The organism is Acidovorax facilis (assembly GCF_050626955.1).
In the GTDB taxonomy this organism is placed as follows: domain Bacteria; phylum Pseudomonadota; class Gammaproteobacteria; order Burkholderiales; family Burkholderiaceae_C; genus Acidovorax; species Acidovorax facilis.
Genome location: NZ_CP192460.1, coordinates 1,898,283 through 1,920,702, shown reverse-complemented (window position 1 = coordinate 1,920,702; position 22,420 = coordinate 1,898,283). Strand labels below are relative to the sequence as shown.

Sequence of the window (22,420 nt, the reverse complement as noted above, 5' to 3'; positions counted from 1 at the left end):
CATGACCATGAACACGAACTCCAGCAAATCCACCATCAGTAAAAAACACCTGATCGCCATTGCAGTAGTCCTCGCAATAGGGGTCGGCGCGGGAACTTTCATCTTGCAAGGTGGCGGCAAGCCCAAAGCCGCAGCCACCGAGGACGATGGCCACGGGCACGGCGGCCATACCGAGGCCAAGGGACACGGCGACGGCGAGCACCATGGCAAGGGTAGCGAAAAGGGCCACGACGATGACAAGGGGCATGCCGATGGTGAACACCATGAAAAGAGCGAAGCCAAGGGACCACATGGCGGTACCGTGTTCAAGGAAGGCGACTTCAGCTTGGAAGCATTGTTGTCTGAAGACGGTGGCGAGCCTCGACTGCGAATCTGGCTGTCCGACAAAGATAAACCGCTGCCCCTGAATGCTGCAACGGTCACGGCAACTGTGACCCGCCCGACAGATGAAAAGCAGAAACTGACGTTTGCCGCTGAAAAAGACAGTCTTGTCAGCCGAGAGATCGTTGCTGAACCCCATGCGTTCGACATCGAGATCATTGCGCAGACTGCCACAGAGCCTTTCATGTTCGTGATGAGCAAGGAAGAAGGAAAGATCGAACTGACCGATGCCCAGATAAAGGCTGCATCCATCAGCCTGGACGCTGCTGTGAAAGCCAACATCAAGACGGCGTTGCTCCTTCCCGGGGAGATACGCTTGAACGAAGATCGCACGTCTCACGTTGTTCCCCGGCTTGCGGGAGTCGTGGAAAGCGTCAATGCCAGCTTGGGCCAAGTGGTCAAGAAAGGGCAAGTTTTGGCGGTGATCGCGAGCCCGACTGCTTCCGAGCAACGCAGCGAGCTGCAGACGGCCCAAAAGCGCTTAACGCTGGCAAAGACCACCTACGAGCGAGAAAAAAAGCTGTGGGAGCAGAAGGTGTCTGCCGAGCAAGACTACCTGCAGGCCAAGCAGGCCTTGAGCGAAGCAGAGGTCGCAGTAGCCAACGCCAATCAGAAACTGAGCGCGATGGGCCTGTCCGCCTCGTCGGTAGCAGGACTGAACCGTATCGAGTTGCGAGCGCCCTTTGATGGCATTGTCATCGAGAAGCACCTTAGTCTCGGCGAAGCCGTGAAGGAAGATGCTGCGGTTTTCACCATCTCGGACCTTTCCCAAGTGTGGGCTGAGATCAATGTTCCTGCGAAAGATCTGCCATCGGTTCGTGTGGGCGAAAAGGTCACGATCAAGGCCACCGCCTTTGACGCCTCCGCTACAGGCACTGTCGCTTTTGTAGGAGCGCTCATTGGCGAGCAAACCCGCACGGCAAAAGCCCGCGTGGTTCTTGACAACCCCAAGGGCGCTTGGCGCCCCGGCCTGTTTGTCAATGTTGAGGTGGTGTCCGAAGAAACGGCAGCGCCTGTAACCATCTCGGCCGACGCCGTCCAAAACGTCGGGGAAAAGCCGGTGGTCTTCCTCAAGGTTGATGGAGGCTTTATCGCTCAACCCGTGAAGCTGGGCCGAAGCGATGGCAAGCGGGTCGAAGTCCTCTCGGGTCTCAAAGCCGGTATGCCCTACGCCTCGACCGGCAGCTTCGTCGTGAAGTCTGAACTCGGCAAGGGATCTGCCGAACACACGCACTGATCGCGGAGCGCATACATGTTTGAAAAACTCATTCGATTCTCGATCGAACAGCGATGGTTGGTGCTTCTAGCGGCCCTGGGCATGGCGGCGCTTGGCGTCTTCAGCTACCAAAAGCTGCCTATCGATGCGGTCCCTGACATCACGAACGTCCAGGTTCAGATCAACACACAGGCCGCAGGCTACTCGCCTTTGGAGACTGAGCAGCGGGTTACATACCCCATTGAGACGGTCATGGCTGGCCTGCCAAACCTGGAGCAGACCAGGTCGCTTTCGCGGTACGGTCTGTCGCAGGTGACCGTCATTTTTAAAGACGGAACCGACATCTATTTTGCTCGGCAGCTCGTCAACGAGCGTATCCAGGAGGCGCGCGACAAGCTGCCTGCCGGCATCACGCCAGCGCTGGGGCCCATCTCGACCGGGCTGGGCGAAATCTATCTCTGGACTGTCGAAACCAAGGACGGGGCGAAGAAGCCCGATGGCTCACCCTATACCGCAACTGACCTGCGCGAGATTCAGGACTGGATCATCAAGCCACAGCTGCGAAATGTTCCTGGCGTGACCGAGATCAATTCCATTGGCGGCTTTGCCAAGGAATACCAGATCGCGCCCATCCCTGAACGCCTGGCTTCTCTGGGCGTGACACTGCAGGATGTGGTCACTGCGCTGGACCGCAACAACGGCAATGTGGGCGCGGGCTATATCGAAAAGCGTGGCGAGCAGTATCTGATTCGTGCACCTGGTCAGGTGAAGTCGCTGGAAGACATCGGTAACGTGATCCTCAGCAGCGCCAACGGTGTTCCTGTGCGCGTTCGCGACGTGGCAGAAGTTGGCATTGGCCGGGAACTGCGCACAGGTGCTGCAACAGACAACGGGCGCGAAGTGGTCCTCGGCACGGTGTTCATGCTGATCGGCGAGAACAGCCGGACTGTCTCGCAGGCGGTGGACAAGAAGATGTTGGAAGTCAACAAGAGCCTCCCAGAGGGGGTACACGCGGTGACAGTCTACGACCGTACCGTGCTTGTTGACAAAGCCATCAGTACGGTGAAGAAGAACCTGCTGGAAGGCGCGGTTCTGGTGATCGTGATCCTGTTCCTCTTTCTGGGCAACATCCGTGCCGCCATCATCACGGCAATGGTCATCCCCTTGTCGATGCTTTTTACCTTCACGGGTATGGTTCAGTACAAGGTGAGCGCCAACCTGATGAGCCTGGGAGCGTTGGACTTCGGCATCATCATCGACGGAGCGGTGGTGATCGTTGAGAACTGCGTACGGAGACTTGCCCATGCACAAGCGCACCACGGTCGGCCACTGACGCGGGCTGAGCGCTTCCATGAGGTATTTTTGGCATCCCAGGAGTCAAGGCGTCCATTGCTGTTCGGACAGCTCATCATCATGGTGGTGTACCTGCCCATCTTCGCGCTGACAGGCGTTGAAGGGAAGATGTTCCACCCCATGGCATTCACGGTGGTCGCGGCACTGCTGGGCGCCATGATTCTGTCGGTGACATTCATCCCCGCAGCGGTGGCCCTGTTCATCGGCAATCGGGTCAGCGAGAAGGAAAACTTCCTGCTGGGCCATGCCAAGCGCTTGTATGGTCCATTGCTCGACCGTGTCATGGCCGCCAAGGCGGTCGTACTGACCGCAGCTGCAGTTGCTGTGGTCTTGTGCGGGTTGATCGCCACGCGCATGGGCAGCGAATTTGTGCCCAATCTCAATGAAGGCGACTTTGCGATCCAGGCGCTGCGCATCCCAGGCACCAGCCTTTCCCAGTCAGTCCAAATGCAGCAGCAGATTGAAAGGACCTTGAAAGAGAAGTTCCCCGAGATCGAGCGCATCTTCGCCAGAACCGGTACTGCTGAGATTGCCTCGGACCCCATGCCGCCGAACATTTCGGACGGGTACATCATGCTCAAGCCAATGGCCGAATGGCCCGAACCTCGAAAAACCCGCGACGAATTACTCGCGGCGATTCAGGAAGTCATCGGGAAAATCCCGGGCAACAACTATGAGTTCTCCCAGCCCATTCAGCTGCGCTTTAACGAGCTGATCTCCGGGGTGCGCAGTGACGTAGCCGTGAAGATCTTCGGTGACGACATGGATGTCCTGAACAAGTCCGCAGAAGAAGTCTCCGCAATGCTGCAGAAGATTCAGGGCTCCTCTGAGGTGAAGGTTGAGCAGACGACGGGGCTTCCGATGCTCACCGTGAATATCGACCGCCAGAAGGCTGCTCGCTATGGTCTGAACGTTGCCGACATTCAAGACACCGTGGCCACCGCTATCGGTGGACGCGAGGCCGGCACTATGTTCGAGGGCGACCGCAGATTCGACATCCTGGTTCGTCTGCCTGAATCCCTGCGCAACGATCTCGAAGGGATGAAGCGCCTTCCTATCCCGCTGCCGCGTTCTGCCAATGGGACAGAGGCCAAAACGAACTTCATCCCGCTGGGCGAGGTAGCAACATTCGAGCTTGCTCCTGGCCCCAACCAGGTGAGCCGAGAGAACGGCAAGCGCCGCATCGTCGTGAGCACCAACGTGCGCGGGCGCGATGTGGGCTCTTTCGTCGCAGAGGCTGAGAAAGGCCTGGCCCAGATCAAGATTCCTACCGGCTATTGGACGAGCTGGGGCGGAACCTTCGAGAACTTGCAGTCGGCCACGCAGCGCCTGCAGGTCGTCGTGCCGGTGTCCCTGCTGCTGGTTTTCGTGCTGCTATTCGCTATGTTCGGCAACGTCAAGGATGGTCTGCTGGTCTTCACTGGCATCCCATTCGCTTTGACGGGGGGCATCCTGGCGCTTTGGCTTCGCGACATTCCGATGTCTATCTCTGCGGCTGTCGGCTTCATCGCGCTTTCTGGGGTGGCCGTGCTCAATGGTCTGGTGATGATTTCGTACATCCGCAGCTTGAGGGAAGGCGGCGTTGGTCTTGACGAAGCAATCCGTGACGGCGCGCTCACCCGGCTACGGCCGGTTCTGATGACTGCCCTGGTGGCCTCGCTGGGCTTCATTCCAATGGCCATTGCGACAGGCACCGGCGCTGAAGTCCAGCGTCCCCTGGCCACCGTGGTGATCGGCGGAATTCTCTCGTCCACGCTGCTCACGCTTCTCGTGCTGCCGATTCTTTACCGTCTGGCCCACCGGCCCGATGAGGAAGACGAGGACGTGTCCGCTGAGCCCTCGCATCCCCCAGACGTGTCCGCGTCCGCGTAGTTGAAACGGTCCCGCTCGCTGATCGTGGGACCGTCCCTTTTCTCCAACCCCAAAGGAACTGTCATGAAACTCTCCCAACTCATTCTCGCCCTGTCAGTGTCGATCTCGGGCGCAGCCTTCGCTGCGGACAATCACGGTCACGACCTAAAGCCGATGCACGGTGGTGCTGTTGCAGAAGCCAAGGAGGTCGAGTACGAATTCGTTGCTAGCGCCGACAAACTGCAGCTCTATATGCGCGACCACGGGAAGCCCGTTGCTGTGACGGGGATGACAGCCAAGGTCACTCTGCTGGCTGGCAGCGAGAAGCAGGAAGTTCAGCTCCAGGTCGGCGACGGCAAGCTGGAAGCGTCGGGCAGCTTCAAGGTTCCCGCAGGTACCAAAGCCGTCGTCGCCGTCTCGAAGGCCGGCAAGTCGGTTGCCTCCGTCCGCTTCACGCTGAAGTAGTACACGAAGGCCGGCTGGGGGGATCGCCTTCGCAACGCCTCCAGAGGTGATCCCACTTTCCGCAGTCCGTTCACGTCAAAGCAGCTGACTACATATCGGCGAGTTCGGACCGCCCATCGGCAACATGCCTGTGCTGGAGGCCAAAAAGGAGCGATCCATGTCAATGCAGGCTGCACAGGTCGCGCTCTTTGCCAAGCTGTTCTGGATTTGGATCGGCTTGTTGAGCTCCGTGTTTGTGTTTTGGAGGCTGCGGCGTATCTGGCTCAAACGCCACCCGCCAATGGCGGTGAGAGTCAAGTACAGCCGACGCTTGGCCAAGAGACTGAGGGATCGACAGGCAATGCGTTTTAAACACCGAAAAACACCGAAATCGCGGCACCGCCATATGCAATCCAAGGAGGCAGACCGTGGGTGACGGTACCGGGGTCGCTGATGAAGCTTCAGGCAATACGCAACAACCTCCACAGCAAAAAAACAGATCCATGACAAAAATACCTGCATATTCAGGCACCCGCCGCCTCTCCGTGATCCTCAGCTCTGTGCTGGCAGCTAGCCTGCTGGCGGGTTGTGCTACCTCTACTGGGGCCGATCCCTCCGCCGAAGAGCCATACTGCTACAAGACCAGTAAGGGCAGAGTAGTCGCGTGCACTCGGGTACCCGCCCCCAGCCTGAATGCCGACGCTCAGGCGAAGCGCTTTACTCCCGATCCGAATGCGCTCACCGTCTACGTCGTACGGCGCAACTGGGGAGATGGCGGGCGGTTTGTGAAGATCAGCGCGGATAACGAAATGGCCGCCGAGACTCTCCCCAACACGATGGTGCGCTTCAAGTTGAAGCCAGGAACGCATACGTTCACCTTGGATTTCGAAGGAGAGCGTCAAGTCGCAACCGTGGATGGCAAAGCTGGTGACCTACGGTTTCTTCGGATCGATGGAACGGTTTGGGCATGGAAGAGCACGTTTGTATGGGCGACTGACGGCGAGGATGCTATTCGGGAAAGGGCTTACAAGGCTCGCCTGGTCGCCGACCTGACGGTCAAGTGACCTCGGGGGAGCAGACAAAAAATCCCTGGGGTTCAGTGAACGTGTTGATGGTGCACGTCAGGAGCATGGGGATGAGCGTGGGTCATAGGTTCATGGGTGTGCTTGTGACTGTGGCTGCCCTTGGGCATCACAAAGTGCACATGTGAATGGTGCCCATCGTCGTGCCGGTGGGCATGCTCATGCTCAAGCACTTCGTGTGTGTGCTCGTGACCATGGCTTTCCGCCAAGTGCAGTACCACTCCCGCCAGCATCAATACCCCGCCCAGCAGCATCAACCATCCCGCAGAGCGGTCCCCGAAACCGAAGGCCACGGCAGCACCGATGAAGGGCGCGAAAGCAAACACCGAGCCTGTGCGCGCCGCGCCAAACTCCCGCTGGGCAAGAAGGTAAAAGCGCAGACTCAGGCCGTAGCCAGTGGCTCCCACGGCGAGAAGTCCTAGTGCTGCGGATAACGAAGGCCAAGGCTCCCCAGTCGAAACCGCCAATGCAGCCGTCACTACGGCTCCCAAGGTAGCCTTGGCCATCACCACCTGGCTGGGGTCGCGCTCAGCCAGTCCACGGGACAAAGTGTTGTCTACCCCCCAGGCGACCGTGGCCAGCAACACGGCAAGCAACCCCATCAGCTGAACTCCTCCCTGTAGGCCCTGGTCCAGAACAAGCGCCATTCCTCCTGCGAGCAGCAAGAGCATGGCGGCCCACACGCGGCGGTCCATGGTTTCGCTGTACAGCCACCATGCCAGCGTCGCGGTGAACAACGCCTCCAACGTGAGCATGAGCGATGCGCTGGCCCCGCTCGTGTGCTGCAGGCCCCAGGCCAGGGCCACCGGCCCCAGCGCCGCGCCAAAGCCAGCCATCGCCAGAAGGCTCGGAATGTCGGATCTCTGCACCCGCGCTTCATGCGCAGCAGTCCGCAGCGACAGTACCCCGATCAGGGCCGCTCCTGCATACAGGAGCGCCGCCGTGCTGAAAGCGCCCAATCCAACGCCCAACTTTTGTACCAAAGGCGTGCTGATGCCGAACAGGGCTGCTGCCAGCAGTGCAAACAGGCCGCCGCGCAGGGCTGGAAGGTGCAAAGAGTCGGTCATAGTGCGAGTGATTTCACCATGAAGTCCATGGCCTACCATTGGGTAGCGATTCATGGAGGGGCACAACTATGGAAACCGAGGTGGGAGCGATAGCCGAGGGGCAGCAGATTCTCAGTGGCGATGACGTGATGGAGGCGCAGTTCAAGTTGCAAGAAGCAACCGAGAACGGCGAGCCCACGCAGAAGCTGTATTTGAAGACGTTCCAACCCATCGACCGGGACATGCAGATATGGCAAGCAAGACCCGAATCGGAGCGGCCCTTGCTGGCGACCATCCTGGCAAACAGGATCATCATGTATCCAATACATGCGAATCCACACACAAAGCGCTATCTGAAGCCAAAACATGGTCGCTTCACGACCGTTATTTACGAAGATGGCGCCCGTAGCGATTTGCCAAGCGACCCGCAGGACGCGGCAGCTCACGTCGCATTGAGACTGGCATCGAGCATTTTTGATCTGCCTGGTGACGGGCTTGGCCTTATCAAAGATCTCGACACGGTTTGGCGGGCCCTGTCGCTGGTACAGCAGGCTGACATTCTTTCCATTGGAAAAAGAACAGAAATGCGCCTGGATGGGCGCACGGTGTTTATCGACCAGAGTGAACTGGACAGCCTGCGCCGCGCCTTCAACAGGACCAAGACCCGTGGGCGAAGCCTGATCCAAAGGATCCAGCAGGGCCTCGTTTATGACGACGTGCTCACGAGAATCAATCCCGAGAAGTTCCAACGGATCGAGCGGGTTGCTCCACCTTTGGTGCGGGTACGACGCGAAAGCGCCGCGCAGACCTCCAGTCGCGAGCGCGCGGAGCGTCGAGCCAATGTTCAGACAGTGCGAAAGCAGGTCGATGAGTTGGCGGCCGAGGCACCTACTGAGCTCTTGAAACTACACGCGGAAATCGAGCGAGCCACGCTTACAGCGATGATCGGCAAGTACCGAGATATGCTGGAGAAGAAGCTCGGTGAACACCTCTGGCAACGTTTCTTTGAACAGCATAAATTCGTCTTGAGTTTGGCTTTTGCTCGACCTGTCGAACTGTCTCACACGCAGTTTCATGCTCAAGGATCAGGCCTGACAGGGTCGGGCGCGCAGATTGGGGACTTCCTCTTCAAAGAGCAAGGTCAAGCGCTTGCCATTGTGGAAATCAAAACCCCAGATGCACCCTTGATGCTTGTCACGCCGTACAGGAAACCGCATGTTTTCGGCCCTCATTCAGAACTTAGTGGCGCTATCACCCAGGTGCTGCATCAACAAAGTGAGTTGCGCACTCGGTGGCAGACACATGTTTTCGATAACCCATCTCTGCGCCCCTCCCGGGCGGATGTGGTCAGATGCGTTGTGCTTGCTGGACGACGCCCTATTGAAGAGCATGAACTGCGTTGTTTTGAGGTTTTCCGCAACGCCTGCAAGGACGTGGAGGTGATTACCTTTGACGAACTGTTGGCGAAACTCGAATATCTGCAGCAGCACCTGCAACCAGTTCCCGATGAGGTACCTTTTTATGGCATGTCACGCAACTGAACGACAGGATCAACTTCTCGCGATCAAACCGACCACCCCAGCTTGTGCGCTTTTGTGGTCTGGTCATGGCGCACATCGTCTTCCGTGTGCACATAGATGCTGGTGGTAGAAATATTTGCGTGCCCCAGGTTGTCGCGCACAGCCTTGAGATCCATGTTGTCGCTCTGGTGAGTGCCCGCCGTATGTCTCATCCAGTGGGCTGAGGCCTGCTCTACATGAGAGGCAGCGGCCTCATGGTCAGGACCTAGCGCGCGCAGGCGGGCTGCGGTATCACGGAAGATGGTCTTGACCAACTCGTGCACCGCACTGCGTCCCATAGGTTTAGACCCACCAATCAACGGCAGGAGCAGTGGGGAGGAATCGCCCTCATGAGGTAGAGGTCCCAGGTCATTCGACTTTCGGTAGCGCATCAGCTCTGAGACCAACTCGTCTGTCGCGGGGATCACTCTGGTTTTTTCTCCCTTGCCACGAATTTCCAGCCACCAGCGCTCCCGTCCGTCGGCTCCCCGTCGCCAGTAAAAGTCGCCCATCGAGTTGTTACAGACCTCCGAAATCCGCAGCCCACCGATGTAGAGGAGTGAGAAGAGCCACCGATATCGGGCCGCTTGGAGAGCGAGGCGAGGCGTGCTCGTGGGAAGGGACTCAATCGTTGCGCGTACTTGCGCCCAGTGTTCGTGCGGCAAGAACCTGCTGGTCTTGGCGGGGCGAGCCACTGATTTGCGGCGGCGCAGAGCCAAGGGGTTGCCTGCCAGATACCCGGCTTGAACCAACCAATTGAAGAGGCTGTTGAGGATCGACAGGGCCTGGCGCTGGCTCTGCCGGTCCAGCGGCTTGGCGAACGGACGCCAGTGGGGCGAGGACCTAGGAGCCTTCTGCGCGACCTGCATGACCCATCGATCAACCGGTTGGGGATCTTTCAGAAAGGACTCGTAGACCAGGAAATCCTCATGGGTCAGATCGGACAGGGCCTTTCCGTGCTGGTGCACACACCAAAGCAGCAGTCTTTCCGCCTCCTTGCGATAGCTGGCCAGCGTGGCCGGTGAATCCTTGTAGCGCGCCAGCCAAGCCAAAACCGCAGAGCGGTCGTCATTGGCCGCGACCTGGGGCAGGCCCTGGGCACGATTTCGGCCACGCTCTCCGGAAAGATGAACGGGTAGCACCAAGCCGTCCAAGGGCTCAAGATGCGCGAAAACGGTTGGTGCGACGATCAAACTGCTCATGAGCCGAATTCTATGGACATTAGATTAATTATGTCCAGAGATCCGAAAATAAATCATTGATTAATACGTTATACGTTGTATTATTTGAAAATGAGCGAAGAACCCGAAATCCAAGCCGAAGTTGAAGCCCTGCGGGAGCGTTTCAGCGATACGAAAGCGCTGTACCGCGAGGTGTGCGCGTTGCTGTTTTTCCGGTACGGCATCACGCCCACCGCGAGCAAGCTGTATCAGCACGTGCGAAAAGGCTCCATGAGCGCCCCAGCCGAAGCGCTGGCCAAGTTCTGGGAAGATCTGCGCGGCAAGGCTCGGGTAGAGATCGATCACCCCGATCTACCGGAGGCGCTTAAAGAGGCCGCAGGCCAGGCGGTCAGCGTGCTGTGGACCCAGGCAACGGAGTTGGCACGCGAGGAGCTAGCTGTCCTGCGCGTCGAGACGCACAAAGAGGCCCAGAGTGCAAAGGCAGACCTGCAGGAGGCTCTGCAGCGAAGCGCCGTCCTGGAGACCCAGATACAGACCGCACAGACCAAAGTCACCGAACTGGAGACCCGAGCTCAGGCCCTTGCTGCAGAGCTTGAGCAAGAACGGCGTGCGCACGCTGCGAGCACAGCGCGAGGTGAGGCGCTGTCCAGGCAGGTGGATGAGCTGAAGCTGGAACAATCGAAGAGCAGGCAGCATTTCAGTGCTGAACTTGACAAGGGGCGTGCGGCCATCGATGAGGCGGCCTCCCGTGCGGCCGAGGCCGAGCGCCGCGCGCTTCGTGAAATTGATCGGGAGCGCACTGCTCGAACACAGGTAGACAAGCAACTGGAGCAGCTGCGGGGCAAGCTCGCAGAAGTGGAGCGTGATCACCATACAAAGGTCCTGGAGGCCAACGCAGCCCAGACACGATTGGCCGCAGACCTGGAGAGCGCACGGGCTTCGCTGGCCGAGAGCGCCCGCGTGAACCAACTGCAAGGCGTTGAGCTGCAGCAGGCACTGCAGGCAGTGGCGCAGCACAAAGCGGAGGCTGACACCCTGCGCGGATTGGTGGCGCAGTTTCAACCACCGCCCAGGCCCGCTCGCAAGAAAAAACCGATGGACGGCCATTGATTGCTTGCACGTCGGCCGTCAGTCGGCGAAAAAGCTCCACACAGTATCTGCATACAACCTAGCGACTATCCCATGGCACGCGACGACTTCACGAAACCGACCAAGAATCAGGCTTACCAGCGGGTGGCGGGTCGTTGCTCCAACCCCGATTGCCGTGCCACCACCTCCGCGCCAGTGGGCGAAGTTGACTTCTCCAATGTGGGGGTCGCCGCGCATATTCATGCGGCATCGCCTGGAGGGCCGCGTTATCTCGCAGCAATGACCGCAGAGGACCGGCGCGGCTTTGGCAACATCATCTGGCTATGCCAGACCTGCTCGACGATCATCGACCGGGATCCGGACTCGTACCCTGCAGGAACGCTCAAAGCATGGAAAACATCGGCTGAGGCAAGGGCTCTGATGGAGCAAGGCAAACGGCTTCCCGATGAAAAGGATATCTATCGCATGGCGGCCATGGCCATGGGCACCCGAACGCCTGGGTTTTATCCAGAAGCCATAGGCAACGTGCACAAAGCCTTGGTCGATCAATTGCAAGCGGTGGATCCGAGGTTCACTGTTTCAACGACGTACTCGGGTGGCAACACAACGATTACCGTGGGCGCGAAAGAGACCGTGTCTTTCTCCATCAAGACGTTTCTCCGCTCGAACTGACCTCGGTAATCGAAAAGCTAAAGAAGGCCGTCAACGGCCCAGTCAATATAGTCAGCGAGACCCAAAAATCCACGGCCGCACGTAATTTCCTTTTCGAAGCAAGCGTAGCCGCCATGGCTCATCGCCCAGCTCGGAGCGTGGAGGCGATCTTGAATGCTCGCAGCGACACTGGAATCAAGATCGAGGGACGGAAAATTTGGGTTGAATGCAAACGGGTGACCAGTGAGCAGGCGCTGGAGGGCAATCTGCGCAAGGCCTGTTCACAACTTCAGGAGACTTTCAAGACAGAGATTGGATCCGGCCACCGGGGCATAGTTGCGATGGATGTGTCAAAAATACTCAATCCAAAAGGAGACCTTTTGGTTGCTAAAGATGATGCGGAGTTAACCAGGACGCTGACGCGTTTGCTGCAAGATTTCGCCAACAAGCATTCAGGCCTCTGGCAACGTGTTTACGCCGAGAAGAGCAGAAAAATCATTGGGACAGTCTTCCGACTTTCATGCTTGGCAACATCTGAAGCGAGGAAAATGGCCGTTCAGTGCTCTCAATGGGCGGTAAGCCCGAGAGCAGACGCAACAACAGCAGATGTACAGATTCAAAAACGACTGGTGGAAGCCTTGTCACAAGATCTCTGAAAGATGTTGTGCTCGCTGGTGAGCCCGTCGTGCTCAGGAGGTTCTGTGCGGCCACATATGGAGCGGCAGCAATCCGAAGGATGGGGTTGGGGCAGCTGGTTTTTCCCGGAACTGCTAACCCGGTAAATCGCACGCAAAAAGAGGTGCCTATTTTTTAAGCAAAACTCTAAGTTGTTGATTTTATTGACGTTTGCAAGCTGCTAACCCGGTAAATCGCACGCAAAAAGAGCTGACATTTGAAAACTTGCGCGCGTCCAGGAGTGCGTCTTGGAGCACGGGCGAGGGCTCACGGTGGGGGGCGCAAGGACTTCGACACTGGTCTTGACTCCGGCTGGTTCGCTCGGTAGCGGCTCAAATTACCGATTCACTGCAAACGTGCCACACGCTGCTTGGCTGGGCGCTCAATGAGCGCATCGATGTAAGGATCCATGTCGAACGCAATCGTCCCCCGAAAATTCACGTGCTCGAAGTGCACGGGTCCGATGCGGCGCAGCCAGCTTTCATCTATGGGGTGTTTGGCCACCTTCCAGCGATCCACGACATCTTGCATCTTCATGGTGTTCCAGCTGATCACGACGTTGGTCAGCAGGGTGTGCGCTGTTGAGATAGCCCGCAGCTCATCAGCCCTGCGCCCGCGTGAGACTCCTACACGTCCGTGGTACACAGCGCGCTGCAGCTGGTGTACAGATTCGCCCCTGTTGAGCAAGGCATGCATCTCGCGGCGAAACTCGGGAATGGTGAAATAGTCACACAAAAAGATCGTACGCAGCAACTTGCCCAATTCGTCTGCGGCAGCGTGCACGGGATCGCCCCGCGCCGCGCTGCCAAGGCGGGCGATAGCTTCTCCAGCTGTCAAGCGCCCTTGCCGGATAGAGGCAACCAGGTGCAGTAGGTCCATCCATCCGGCTCGAATCTTCCCAAGCGAGACCTTCCCAACGGTTAGGCGCTCCAAAGCTTCCGGCACAGTGTCCCCCCTGGCCAAGAACATCTTACGTTCCGACAATTGGCGCAAACGGACGCACAGATCGAAGCCCAGCAACTTGGCGATGGCCATCGCTGCGTTGGTGTAGCCATGGGTGTCCACAGCAAGCAGGGATAGTCGGATCTGGTCCTCGCGGCGGGAACAGTTGTGCGCTTCGACACCGTCCACCGCTGGCGCTGCTTGCCGGTCATTGATCACGATAGGCTGGTCATGAAACAGTGCCCAGGTATCAAGCATGTGCACATAGATGCCAACACCATGCTGCTTGCGGCGGTATTCCATACGCGCCGAGTGCAGGTACCGTGACGTATCGAGCGTCATCGAATCAGAGGATGCTTTGTCGCCCTGGCCCCAGAGTTTGGCAATAGGCATGCTTTGCTGGAACTCAATGACCCGTGAGTTGGCCTCCCGCAAACGGCCGCTGGCCTCCGTTGCACGCATGGCCATAGTGACCTGAGACACCTGCAGGCCTGGGATCATCGCGCATACACCTTTGGCAGTGTTCTCTGTTCCGTGTGTGTATAGGGCGCCGTAGACGGCCTTCAGTTCAGCCATGTCTTTGGCTCTGCGGCCTAGCAGAGCCTGGCTAAAGCCGCTTTTTGCGTCGATCTCGACCAGCATGTTGCCAAACTGGGCATCGCCGATCATGTTGAACATGCTCTCGCGTGTCTTGGTGACCTGGGGTTCGACTTCAAGCGCCTGAATCGGTGCAATGTGAATATGCCCCTGGCTGTCTATGGTCAAGGCCCCGTCCTCCACGGCCTGCACCAGTTGGCCGATGCCCGCTTTGACCCGTCCCAGCACGCGCTCCAGGAACTTATCTGGATTGTCCGTCAAGCTCAAAGCTCGGATCAGCGACTTGTGCTTCTCGGCCCACTGCGTTTCGGGTATCAGCTGATCGGCACGGTTGCGATGGCGGCTGCTGTGTTCCAGCCACAGCTTTCCGCCCTTGATCGCTTTCTTCAAAGAAGTCGCTGCGCTTGCTTTGAGAGCTGCAAGAGCAACCTTGCGATCAGGGCCTTCCAGCAGCGAGTGCCAGCTTGGGTCCGCAACCGACACATCAAACCCCTCGGGAAGGCTGCTGATGCCGCGTTTGGACAAATCGCGCAGCGTCTTGAGCTGCTTGAGCGCCTTGTCCGTTTCGTCGCCTTTGATCTCCAGGACTCCGAGGGCATTGAGCAGGGCAGACATACGCGGCGCTTGATCCTTCACCAGTGTTTCGCGGACGAATTGAGCCCGCGTGCCAGCAAAGTTTTCTCCATTCTTGGGTACCAGGTCGCGCATCGCCGCGACGATCTGAGCATCGGTCAACTGCGTGTCGTAGAGAATGTCCTTCAGCTTGACGCGCTCGGCACGCAGATCCACAGCACTTTCGGCCTGCTTCTTTAGGACCTTGCCAGAGGCCTTGTGATAAAGATCTGTGAGACATCGCGCACCGATGTCTGCGGCGAGATCGGTTTGATCCAAGAGGGTGACATGCAGTGTTGACGCCGACCGAAAACTGAGCCACTTTTTGGTGTGATGCCGACCTAAAACTGAGCCAGGTGTTTTACCTACCCTGCTGTTTTGTGCAGCAAGGGAATGAAGAGGGTGATCACCATGGACATGATTGGCAAGATACGGCGGATGCACCGCCGGGACAAGAAGACGAAGCGGGAGATATCGAGGGCCACGGGCCTGTCGCGCAACACGGTGGCCAAGTGGCTGGACGAGGCGCAGCCGGTCGAGCCCAAGTACCGCCGGGAGGCGGCGAAGGCGACCAAGCTGTCGGCGCACGAGGCGGAGCTCAAGCAAGCCTTGAAGGCCGATGCCAAGCGGCCCAAGAAGGAGCGGCGCACGGCCAAGGCCTTGTTCACGCAGATCAAGGCAGCGGGCTACGAAGGTGGCTACACGCGGGTGACGGACTTCATCCGCAAGTGGCGCCAAGGTGAAGGCCAACAGGCGGCCTGCAAGGCCTTCGTGCCATTGACTTTCGAGCTTGGCGAGGCCTTCCAGTTCGACTGGAGCGAAGACGGCTTGCTGGTGGGCGGGGTGTACTACCGCATGCAGGTCTCGCACATGAAGCTGTGTGCCAGTGGGGCCTTCTGGCTGGTGGCCTACCCCAGCCAAGGCCACGAGATGCTGTTCGATGCGCACACCCGCAGCTTTGCAGCGCTGGGTGGCGTGGCACGCCGTGGCATCTACGACAACATGAAGACGGCGGTCGACAAAGTCAAGAAGGGCAAAGGCCGCGTGGTCAATGCGCGCTTTGCAGCCATGTGCGCGCACTATCTGTTCGACCCTGATTTTTGCAACCGTGCCAGCGGCTGGGAGAAGGGGCGCGTGGAGAAGGATGTGCAAGACAGCCGCCGTCGCATCTGGGTGGAGGCGGGGCAACGGCGCTTTGGCAGCTTTACCGAGCTCAATGCGTGGCTGGGCGAGCGCTGCCGGGCTCTGTGGCGAGAGCTGCGCCACCCGCAGCACAAAGCGTTCAGCATCGCCGAGATGCTGGAGCTGGAGCAAAGCCACCTGATGCCGATGCCGGTGGCCTTTGATGGCTATGTTGAGAACCCGGCCAAGGTGAGCAGCACCTGCCTGGTGACGGTGGCGCGCAACCGCTACTCGGTGCCCTGCGAATGGGCGGGGCAAATGGTCAGCACACACCTGTACCCGGCGCAGATCGTGGTGGTGGCCGGCGATGCTATGGTGGCCACGCACGAGCGCCTGAGCGATCGCAACCAGACCCGCTACGACTGGCAGCATTACGTGCCGCTGATCGAGCGCAAGCCGGGCGCGCTGCGCAACGGCGCGCCCTTTGCAGACCTGCCCGAGCCATTGCAGCGCATGCGCAAAGGCTTGCTGCACCAGGAGGGGGGCGACAGGGTGATGGCGCAGGTACTGGCCGAGGTGCCCAAGCAAGGGCTGGACGCCGTGCTGGTGGCGGTGGAGTTGGCCCTGGAGAGTGCGCCGCCATCGGGGCGGGTGAGCACCGAGCACGTCATCAACGTGCTCGGCCGCCTGCAAGCGCAGCCCCTGCCCGAGACGGTTGCGACCAACCTGCAAGTGAGCCAGACACCCCTGGCCGACACGGCGCGCTATGACAGCCTGCGCGCTGGCAGCGACATGCAGGAGGCCGATCATGCGTGAGCTGGACAAGGAGTTCAAAGAGCTGCGCCTGTACGGCATGGCCGGGGCCTGGGAGGACCTGGTCAAGCAAGGCGGCCACGCCACGCTGGAGAGCTCGCGCTGGCTGCTGGAGCACCTGCTGCAAGCGGAAGTCACGGACAGAGCCATGCGCTCAGTGAGCTACCAGATGCACACGGCGAAGTTCCCCGTGCACCGCGACCTGGCGGGCTTCGACTTCGAATGCTCGCCCGTGGACAAAAAGCTCATCGAGCAGTTGGCCAGCATGGCGTTCACCGAGCAGGCGCACAACGTGGTGCTGGTGGGTGGCCCCGGCACGGGCAAGACGCATCTGGCCACGGCCATCGGCGTGGCGGGCATCACGCGCCATGGCTCACGCGTGCGGTTTTACTCCACGGTGGACCTGGTCAACGCACTGGAGCAGGAGAAGGCCCAAGGCAAGGCAGGCCGCATCGCAGCGAGCTTGCAGCGCATGGACCTGGTCATCCTTGATGAGCTGGGCTACCTGCCCTTCAGCCAGGCAGGCGGCGCCTTGCTGTTCCACCTGCTGAGCAAGCTCTACGAGCAGACCAGCGTGATGATCACCACCAACCTGGACTTCAAGGAATGGTCCAGCGTGTTCGGCGATGCCAAGATGACCACGGCACTGCTGGATCGACTCACGCACCACTGCCACATCGTCGAGACGGGCAACGAGTCCCACAGGTTCATGCACAGCACAGCCGTGGCCAAGAAACGCATCAAGGCACGCGAACAGGCCAAGAAGGCTGAGCCGTTCTGAGCGGCTCAAGGGCAAGCCGCTACGGGCTTCGCCCTGCGCGGCTTACCCTCAACGGACGACCACCGAGCTCGATCACCAAGGAGACCAAAACCGACCCAAGGCACTACACTTATCCACAGCCGACCTTCACAGGTTGGCCATTAGCCCTGGCTCAAAATTCAATCGGCACGGTGGCTCAATTTTGAATCGGCGCCAACAACATGCAGGAAAGAGACGATGCGCAGATCGCGCTGATCCTCAGAGAGAAATTTCGTCGCGGAGGGTGGACGATTGATCACCTCTTGGCTGTACGCCCTGAGACGATTCAATGGAATCGCCGACAGCTTCCACTTGTGAACTTGCAGTGACTTGAGGCACTCGATTTTCTTGGTGACCTCGCTCAGCGTGATCTGCCCGTGCTTCCCTGGGGGTGTGCGCAGCCACTCCAGCACTGTGTGACCGCCAGGCCCTGATCGCTTTGAGAATGCGTGCGAGAGCGCCGCCTGAACCTGTTTGGGTGGCGCGCAGGTGCGGACCGCTGCGATTGCTGCATTCTCCTGTTCAGCAAAGGCCATGCGCGCCATGTCGCGCAGTGTCCGGTCACCAGGCAGGACGATCCGTCGATCAAAAAGCCAGTGTTCTGACTGTTGGATCAGGTCATCGACTGATACCGCTGAGGCGGAAAGCTCCCCCAAAGCATCTGCCAGGAGCGGTTTGGTGGTGTCATCTACTACCGCGAAGCCGACACGTTCCCGAGCCCAGAGCTGGTGCTCGTATCGCGTGTCCTTGTCCTTGTACAGCGAGGTCACCGAAGCGATATCCGTCGCATGCATACCAAGCGCTGAGGTCAGGTACCGCAGCAAAACGGAGGGGAGGCCTGAAAAGGCATCGGGGTGCCGCCCGGTGGCGCGCAGCATGACCAGTTGGACTGCAGCGCCAAGGCGTGCAGTCCCTCTGAACCGGGGCGGGCGCAGCTCCTGGATGTCTTCAATGCTCAGCCCAAAGCACTCTTCGACTTCCCGCTTAGATAGCGATTTTGGCAGGGTATCGGCGCCAACGAAACGTAGGTAGTAGCTAGACAAGCTGGTCCTCCCGTGGCTGGCGTGGTCGCGAGCCTGCTGCAGTCTACGTATTCGCTACTGATAATTCCAGACAATAAAAAATTGCGGGTTAACCCGTAGCTCTTAACCGGGTTTTCTGCACGGAAAGTGAGATCACCCCGTATTGGGAAATCTATGCTGAGCTGGCTCATTGACCGCTCAATCGAAAAGCGGACGCTCGGGTTACCGGCGGCCGCTTAAATGAACGCTTTCCGGCTCAGTGAGCTCACGCTATCGACCCACGAGCGTCTTTCGCATTCGCAAACTCGCAGCTGAACCGCTCGGGGGCGCTGCGGATTCGTCCGTGCTCGGCGCGCCGATATGCCCCGCTTGTTTCGATGTCACCTAAACATTCAGGATTTGAATCGCATGACGCCGGGGCGCCTCGCGTGGGTCGTGTAGTGGTGCACCACTTCCTCGATGGACAGCCGACGCAATCTGAACCTGCACAGGCCGCCCAACGTGGAGCCGGGGGGCAGAGTCATGTAGCAACGCGTCGAGATGAGGAGATGGAATTCTTCCTGTGGCGCTTTCTTGAAAGCCATAAGGCCGACATCGATCACGCTCAGGTTGTTGTATCCAGACTTCTTCGAATGGCAGAGGCTGATCAACGCAGAAGGTACGAGAAGCGCCAGCAGATACCGGTGCGTGGACACTTTCCCCTGGACGTGGTCGCATTCAGGTCCAAGCTCGACTACGTGAAGCGTCAGTTGGCCGGCCTGCTCGGCCGTCATTGCCTTGTCCTTCAACAGGAACTCCGCGCGAATAAGATCGGATTTTTCCTTTCCGAACTGCCGTATGAACGGGCCAGAATTGATGAAGCCCCCAGGCAGCTGGATGACCATTCCCCGTTCAAATTCCCCCTTGGGCGAGGCCGCTCCGACCTCGTCGATGAGATAGCTGGCATTGAGGCGCGCAAAAGATATTCCATCGGGACGCGGTGGGCGCGGACTCACTGACAGCGCAACGCGCAGCGGATGCGCTTCTGGAATTGGCGTCGCGGAGGTTCTACTAACGAAGCTGAGCTGATCCTCGAGGATCGGAAGCAGTGCCGAATCCAGCGCAGCATCGATGCTCCGCGGCGCAACTTCGGGACCGACTGCCTCGGCCGCAAGAAACGCGAGCAGACCCTCCCATGCCTTGGTGCGTCGCTCTGCGATCTGCACCTGCGTCAGCAAAAAGACCGCGTCGGTCGTCTTCGCGGCGGCTTCGGCCGCGCGCATTTCCCAATGCGCTGCTGTCGCAAGGGTCGGGAATTTCTCCATCTGCTCGCCGATTAGCTTGCGTAACTTCTCCGCATCGAAGGTGCCGGAGCCGTCAGCGCCCAACACCATGGCCTTGTCGATGGAGCCGTAGACAATAGGCGGGGTGAGACCCGTGCCGGGGCCGTCGGCCTCGATAAGACTCTCTATCTGCTCTGCTTCTCCGGGAAACCTCGACCAGAAGATCAACGCATATGGACCTGATGCACCAATCTTCTTCAGGCACTGGATGATGATGCCGGCGTGCAGCTTCGGATTGGCGAGGTTCCCGTCAGCCATGTGGATGTCCGTGAAGACGATCCGCATGCCAGTGATGGGCGCCTCTGGTGCAGGCAGAAGGTCACCGTCATCGAATTGGAACGGAACGGGACAGAAGCCGGCTTGGCTGAGCCCCCATGCGATGGCCTTCAGATGTTCTTCGTTGTCGTCGATCGCCGCGACTCGCGAATAGCGCGGAATCATTTCTTTTGGAACCTGAAGACTACGGCTGTGCCGTCGTAGGCGGCCGGCAAGGCCACCACCTCGTTCAATTCAGATGCATCCACTACTTCCAGGCTCCCTCCTATGGATTCCATGACTGCCTTGCAGTAGAACAACCCGAGCCCCATGCCGCCGGCCCGGGTTGAAGAGAATGGCTTGCCTAGAAAGTCCCGTGGCAATTGAAACCCCGGCCCGTTGTCGCAGACCGCGATCATTCCACCAGTCTCCTCGTCCCAGGACGCAAACACCAGGATTGCGGCCGGACCACCACCGTCACGTTCTCTTCGGAATCGAGTCCAGTAGATGGCGTTGTCAATCACATTGCTGAGAGCCCCGACCATCAGGCCGCGCGGCACGCTGACCGAAAAGTCGTGGCGCTTTTCCGGATCCGCAGTCCAGTTGGATACCACCACCTCGTGCCGAGCAAAGCGGTCTGCATGGAAACCGATTGCGCGCCGGACCAGATCATCGGCGGGGACATTTCTCGCCGGGTCGCGCTGAAGCAGCGGCTTGAACGTCTCCATGAGCTTTCGCAGATGATCGACCTCCTTGCGCACTTCCTCAGGATCGACGCCTGCCTGTAACCGCCGCTGCATCCGGTCGATGCTGTGGACGATCTCGTGGAATATGAGCGCGAGATTCATGCCAGCGAGGCCGGACGCGACCATCACCTCCTGGAAGGACTTCAGTTCCGCCTTGATCGCCTGGATGACTGGCTTTACCTCCTTTTCGATGTTGTGCTTCTTCCCAAGCGCCTCCAGACGCTCCAGCGCTGCCTGCACAGGAGGCGAGTCCTCGTCGCCCTTCAGCGCACGGTCGATCGCGGAGCGGTCTTCACTGTGCAGTCGTTGGAACAGATCGAAGACGCTGAGGCTGATGCGCTTCAGGCGGCGGAACGCAGCATTCTCGTCGAATCCCTCCCTGTTGGTTTTCTCCCGCAGGTCGGTGCTCTTGGCGAGGTCCAGCGATACCTGAGCGATCACACTCTGCGCGCCGAGCTTTCCGGCTGGCCTGTTGATCCGGCGAGCGTCGAGCCCGAGCCAGTCCTCTCCGGCTTCACCATAGTTGAACACCCGGATGTTGTCGCGGTAGACGCGCACGCCCGTCTGTTGCTCGAGCCATTTCTTCAGTTGCTGCGGTGCGCCCGAGGCTTTAAGGATCTCGTCCCGGCGGTGGAACGCGTAGATGGACCCGCGGATCGGGCCGATGCCTTCGAGATCCTCGGCTCGGACGAAGATGTATTCGTCCTCCTTGTCCTTTGCCGTCGTCGGGCGAGGGTTGGTTCGCAGACGCACGTCGTCCGGGTCTGGGTCGATCAGCGCGAGCTTCTCCGTGACGGGACCCTGGGTTCGCGATGTCAGGCTCTTGAACTTCGGCGGGTTGAACCTGTACTCCCACTTGATCGATCCGCTCTCTTCGATCTCGAAATTGAACTCCCAGACTGCCGATGCGAGCATGTCATTGAGGGAGGGAAGGTCCGCCACGGCGACTTCGTTTCCCGGCAGGTCGAGATCGACCTTGAAGGAGGACTTGTCGTCGAACGGGTTGCACAGCGAGGTTACGAGCCTGTAGAGATCGCGGATCTCACGTCGCGACCAATCAGTGTGATGCAGGTCGGTGATCTCGACGAGCGTGCCGGACTCGGACTCGAATTCCTCAGGTGACGCGTGCTCGGCCACCTCGACCGCCAGTCCGTCGCCGAGGTAGCGGGAGCTGTCGATCAGAGCGGCCCAGGAGATCTTGAAGGCATGTTCGGGCTGCCCCTCCTGGCGTGTCACGAGTCTGATGGTGTCGCCGAGCTTCTGCACCGCCAGACGCCCCACGCCCTTCTCACCGAGGGGAAGGCGGCCGAGCGGGCTGCGCTTGCGCGCCTGCGCGTTTCGCTTGGAGTCGGTGCCGACCTGCAGCCAAGCGTTCTCGATCGTGTCCGCGGACATGCCGATGCCGTCATCCCTGACACTGATCTTGGGTACAGGTGCCAGCAGATCTAGAGTGACGGTCACCGTCCGCGCATCGGCATCGTACGAGTTCTTGACGAGCTCGAATACAGCCAGGCGGTCGTGTCCGATGAGCTGATCGCCGAGCAGCTTCAGGACGTGCGACTGGACTCTGAACGGTACGCTCTTGGCCAATGGAGACCCTCCGGTTGAATCGGTGTATGTTACATGCCGCGGCATCCGCCGATGAGTTACCGAGCAGGGCGG

16 protein-coding genes are annotated in these 22,420 nt (G+C 59.3%); 10 read left to right on the top strand and 6 right to left on the bottom strand.

Annotation, left to right across the window (positions count from 1 at the left end; translation table 11 throughout):
* Position 1: 1 nt before the first annotated feature.
* The 4 genes from ACQ4MJ_RS08610 to ACQ4MJ_RS08595 all read left to right on the top strand — a co-directional run bounded on the left by ACQ4MJ_RS08610 (position 2) and on the right by ACQ4MJ_RS08595 (position 6,309).
* Positions 2-1,618, top strand: coding sequence for an efflux RND transporter periplasmic adaptor subunit (locus tag ACQ4MJ_RS08610; protein ID WP_192424967.1), 1,617 nt, complete (start codon positions 2-4; stop codon positions 1,616-1,618).
* A gap of 15 nt (positions 1,619-1,633) precedes the next feature.
* The gene (locus ACQ4MJ_RS08605; RefSeq protein ID WP_192424970.1) at positions 1,634-4,822 is read left to right on the top strand and encodes a CusA/CzcA family heavy metal efflux RND transporter; all 3,189 of its coding nucleotides are present in this window, start codon (positions 1,634-1,636) and stop codon (positions 4,820-4,822) included.
* A gap of 63 nt (positions 4,823-4,885) precedes the next feature.
* A complete protein-coding gene (locus ACQ4MJ_RS08600; RefSeq protein WP_044402376.1) occupies positions 4,886-5,266 on the top strand; it encodes a hypothetical protein in 381 nt (126 codons plus the stop codon).
* 407 nt (positions 5,267-5,673) lie between these two features.
* On the top strand, positions 5,674-6,309 hold the full coding sequence (locus ACQ4MJ_RS08595; RefSeq protein WP_370540305.1) for a hypothetical protein: 636 nt from the start codon (positions 5,674-5,676) through the stop codon (positions 6,307-6,309).
* Positions 6,310-6,341: 32 nt separating this feature from the next.
* Here the strand turns inward: ACQ4MJ_RS08595 and ACQ4MJ_RS08590 are convergent, their stop codons facing one another.
* A complete protein-coding gene (locus tag ACQ4MJ_RS08590; RefSeq protein ID WP_192424972.1) occupies positions 6,342-7,394 on the bottom strand; it encodes a DMT family transporter in 1,053 nt (350 codons plus the stop codon).
* A gap of 68 nt (positions 7,395-7,462) precedes the next feature.
* Between ACQ4MJ_RS08590 and ACQ4MJ_RS08585 the strand changes: the two genes are divergently transcribed.
* Entirely contained in the window at positions 7,463-8,914 is a 1,452-nt protein-coding gene (locus ACQ4MJ_RS08585) for a Shedu immune nuclease family protein (RefSeq protein WP_192424974.1), read from the top strand.
* Between the two features lie 23 nt (positions 8,915-8,937).
* Here the strand turns inward: ACQ4MJ_RS08585 and ACQ4MJ_RS08580 are convergent, their stop codons facing one another.
* Positions 8,938-10,134, bottom strand: coding sequence for a tyrosine-type recombinase/integrase (locus tag ACQ4MJ_RS08580; RefSeq protein WP_192424975.1), 1,197 nt, complete (start codon positions 10,132-10,134; stop codon positions 8,938-8,940).
* A 90-nt stretch (positions 10,135-10,224) separates the two neighbouring features.
* Between ACQ4MJ_RS08580 and ACQ4MJ_RS08575 the strand changes: the two genes are divergently transcribed.
* The 3 genes from ACQ4MJ_RS08575 to ACQ4MJ_RS08565 all read left to right on the top strand — a co-directional run bounded on the left by ACQ4MJ_RS08575 (position 10,225) and on the right by ACQ4MJ_RS08565 (position 12,509).
* A complete protein-coding gene (locus tag ACQ4MJ_RS08575) occupies positions 10,225-11,223 on the top strand; it encodes a DNA-binding protein (protein ID WP_192424976.1) in 999 nt (332 codons plus the stop codon).
* A 72-nt stretch (positions 11,224-11,295) separates the two neighbouring features.
* The gene (locus tag ACQ4MJ_RS08570; RefSeq protein WP_192424977.1) at positions 11,296-11,874 is read left to right on the top strand and encodes a hypothetical protein; all 579 of its coding nucleotides are present in this window, start codon (positions 11,296-11,298) and stop codon (positions 11,872-11,874) included.
* Between the two features lie 149 nt (positions 11,875-12,023).
* On the top strand, positions 12,024-12,509 hold the full coding sequence (locus ACQ4MJ_RS08565) for a hypothetical protein (RefSeq protein ID WP_192424978.1): 486 nt from the start codon (positions 12,024-12,026) through the stop codon (positions 12,507-12,509).
* A gap of 364 nt (positions 12,510-12,873) precedes the next feature.
* On the opposite strand, the gene ACQ4MJ_RS08560 is transcribed toward ACQ4MJ_RS08565, so the two are convergent.
* On the bottom strand, positions 12,874-14,958 hold the full coding sequence (locus ACQ4MJ_RS08560; RefSeq protein WP_431152960.1) for a Tn3 family transposase: 2,085 nt from the start codon (positions 14,956-14,958) through the stop codon (positions 12,874-12,876).
* A 132-nt stretch (positions 14,959-15,090) separates the two neighbouring features.
* Here ACQ4MJ_RS08560 and istA point away from each other — a divergent pair, with 132 nt between their 5' ends.
* On the top strand, positions 15,091-16,617 hold the full coding sequence (istA, locus tag ACQ4MJ_RS08555) for an IS21 family transposase (protein ID WP_056637686.1): 1,527 nt from the start codon (positions 15,091-15,093) through the stop codon (positions 16,615-16,617).
* Complete coding sequence (gene istB, locus ACQ4MJ_RS08550) at positions 16,610-17,395, top strand: IS21-like element helper ATPase IstB (RefSeq protein WP_024815605.1); 786 nt, start codon at positions 16,610-16,612, stop codon at positions 17,393-17,395. The genes istA and istB overlap by 8 nt, the downstream gene beginning before the upstream one ends.
* A 158-nt stretch (positions 17,396-17,553) precedes the next feature.
* Here the strand turns inward: istB and ACQ4MJ_RS08545 are convergent, their stop codons facing one another.
* The 3 genes from ACQ4MJ_RS08545 to ACQ4MJ_RS08535 all read right to left on the bottom strand — a co-directional run bounded on the left by ACQ4MJ_RS08545 (position 17,554) and on the right by ACQ4MJ_RS08535 (position 22,348).
* Complete coding sequence (locus tag ACQ4MJ_RS08545; RefSeq protein WP_431152961.1) at positions 17,554-18,456, bottom strand: DUF4158 domain-containing protein; 903 nt, start codon at positions 18,454-18,456, stop codon at positions 17,554-17,556.
* 371 nt (positions 18,457-18,827) lie between these two features.
* The gene (locus tag ACQ4MJ_RS08540; protein ID WP_431152962.1) at positions 18,828-20,198 is read right to left on the bottom strand and encodes a hypothetical protein; all 1,371 of its coding nucleotides are present in this window, start codon (positions 20,196-20,198) and stop codon (positions 18,828-18,830) included.
* Positions 20,195-22,348, bottom strand: coding sequence for an ATP-binding protein (locus ACQ4MJ_RS08535; RefSeq protein WP_431152963.1), 2,154 nt, complete (start codon positions 22,346-22,348; stop codon positions 20,195-20,197). Before ACQ4MJ_RS08535 ends, ACQ4MJ_RS08540 begins: the two co-directional genes overlap by 4 nt.
* Positions 22,349-22,420: the final 72 nt, after the last annotated feature.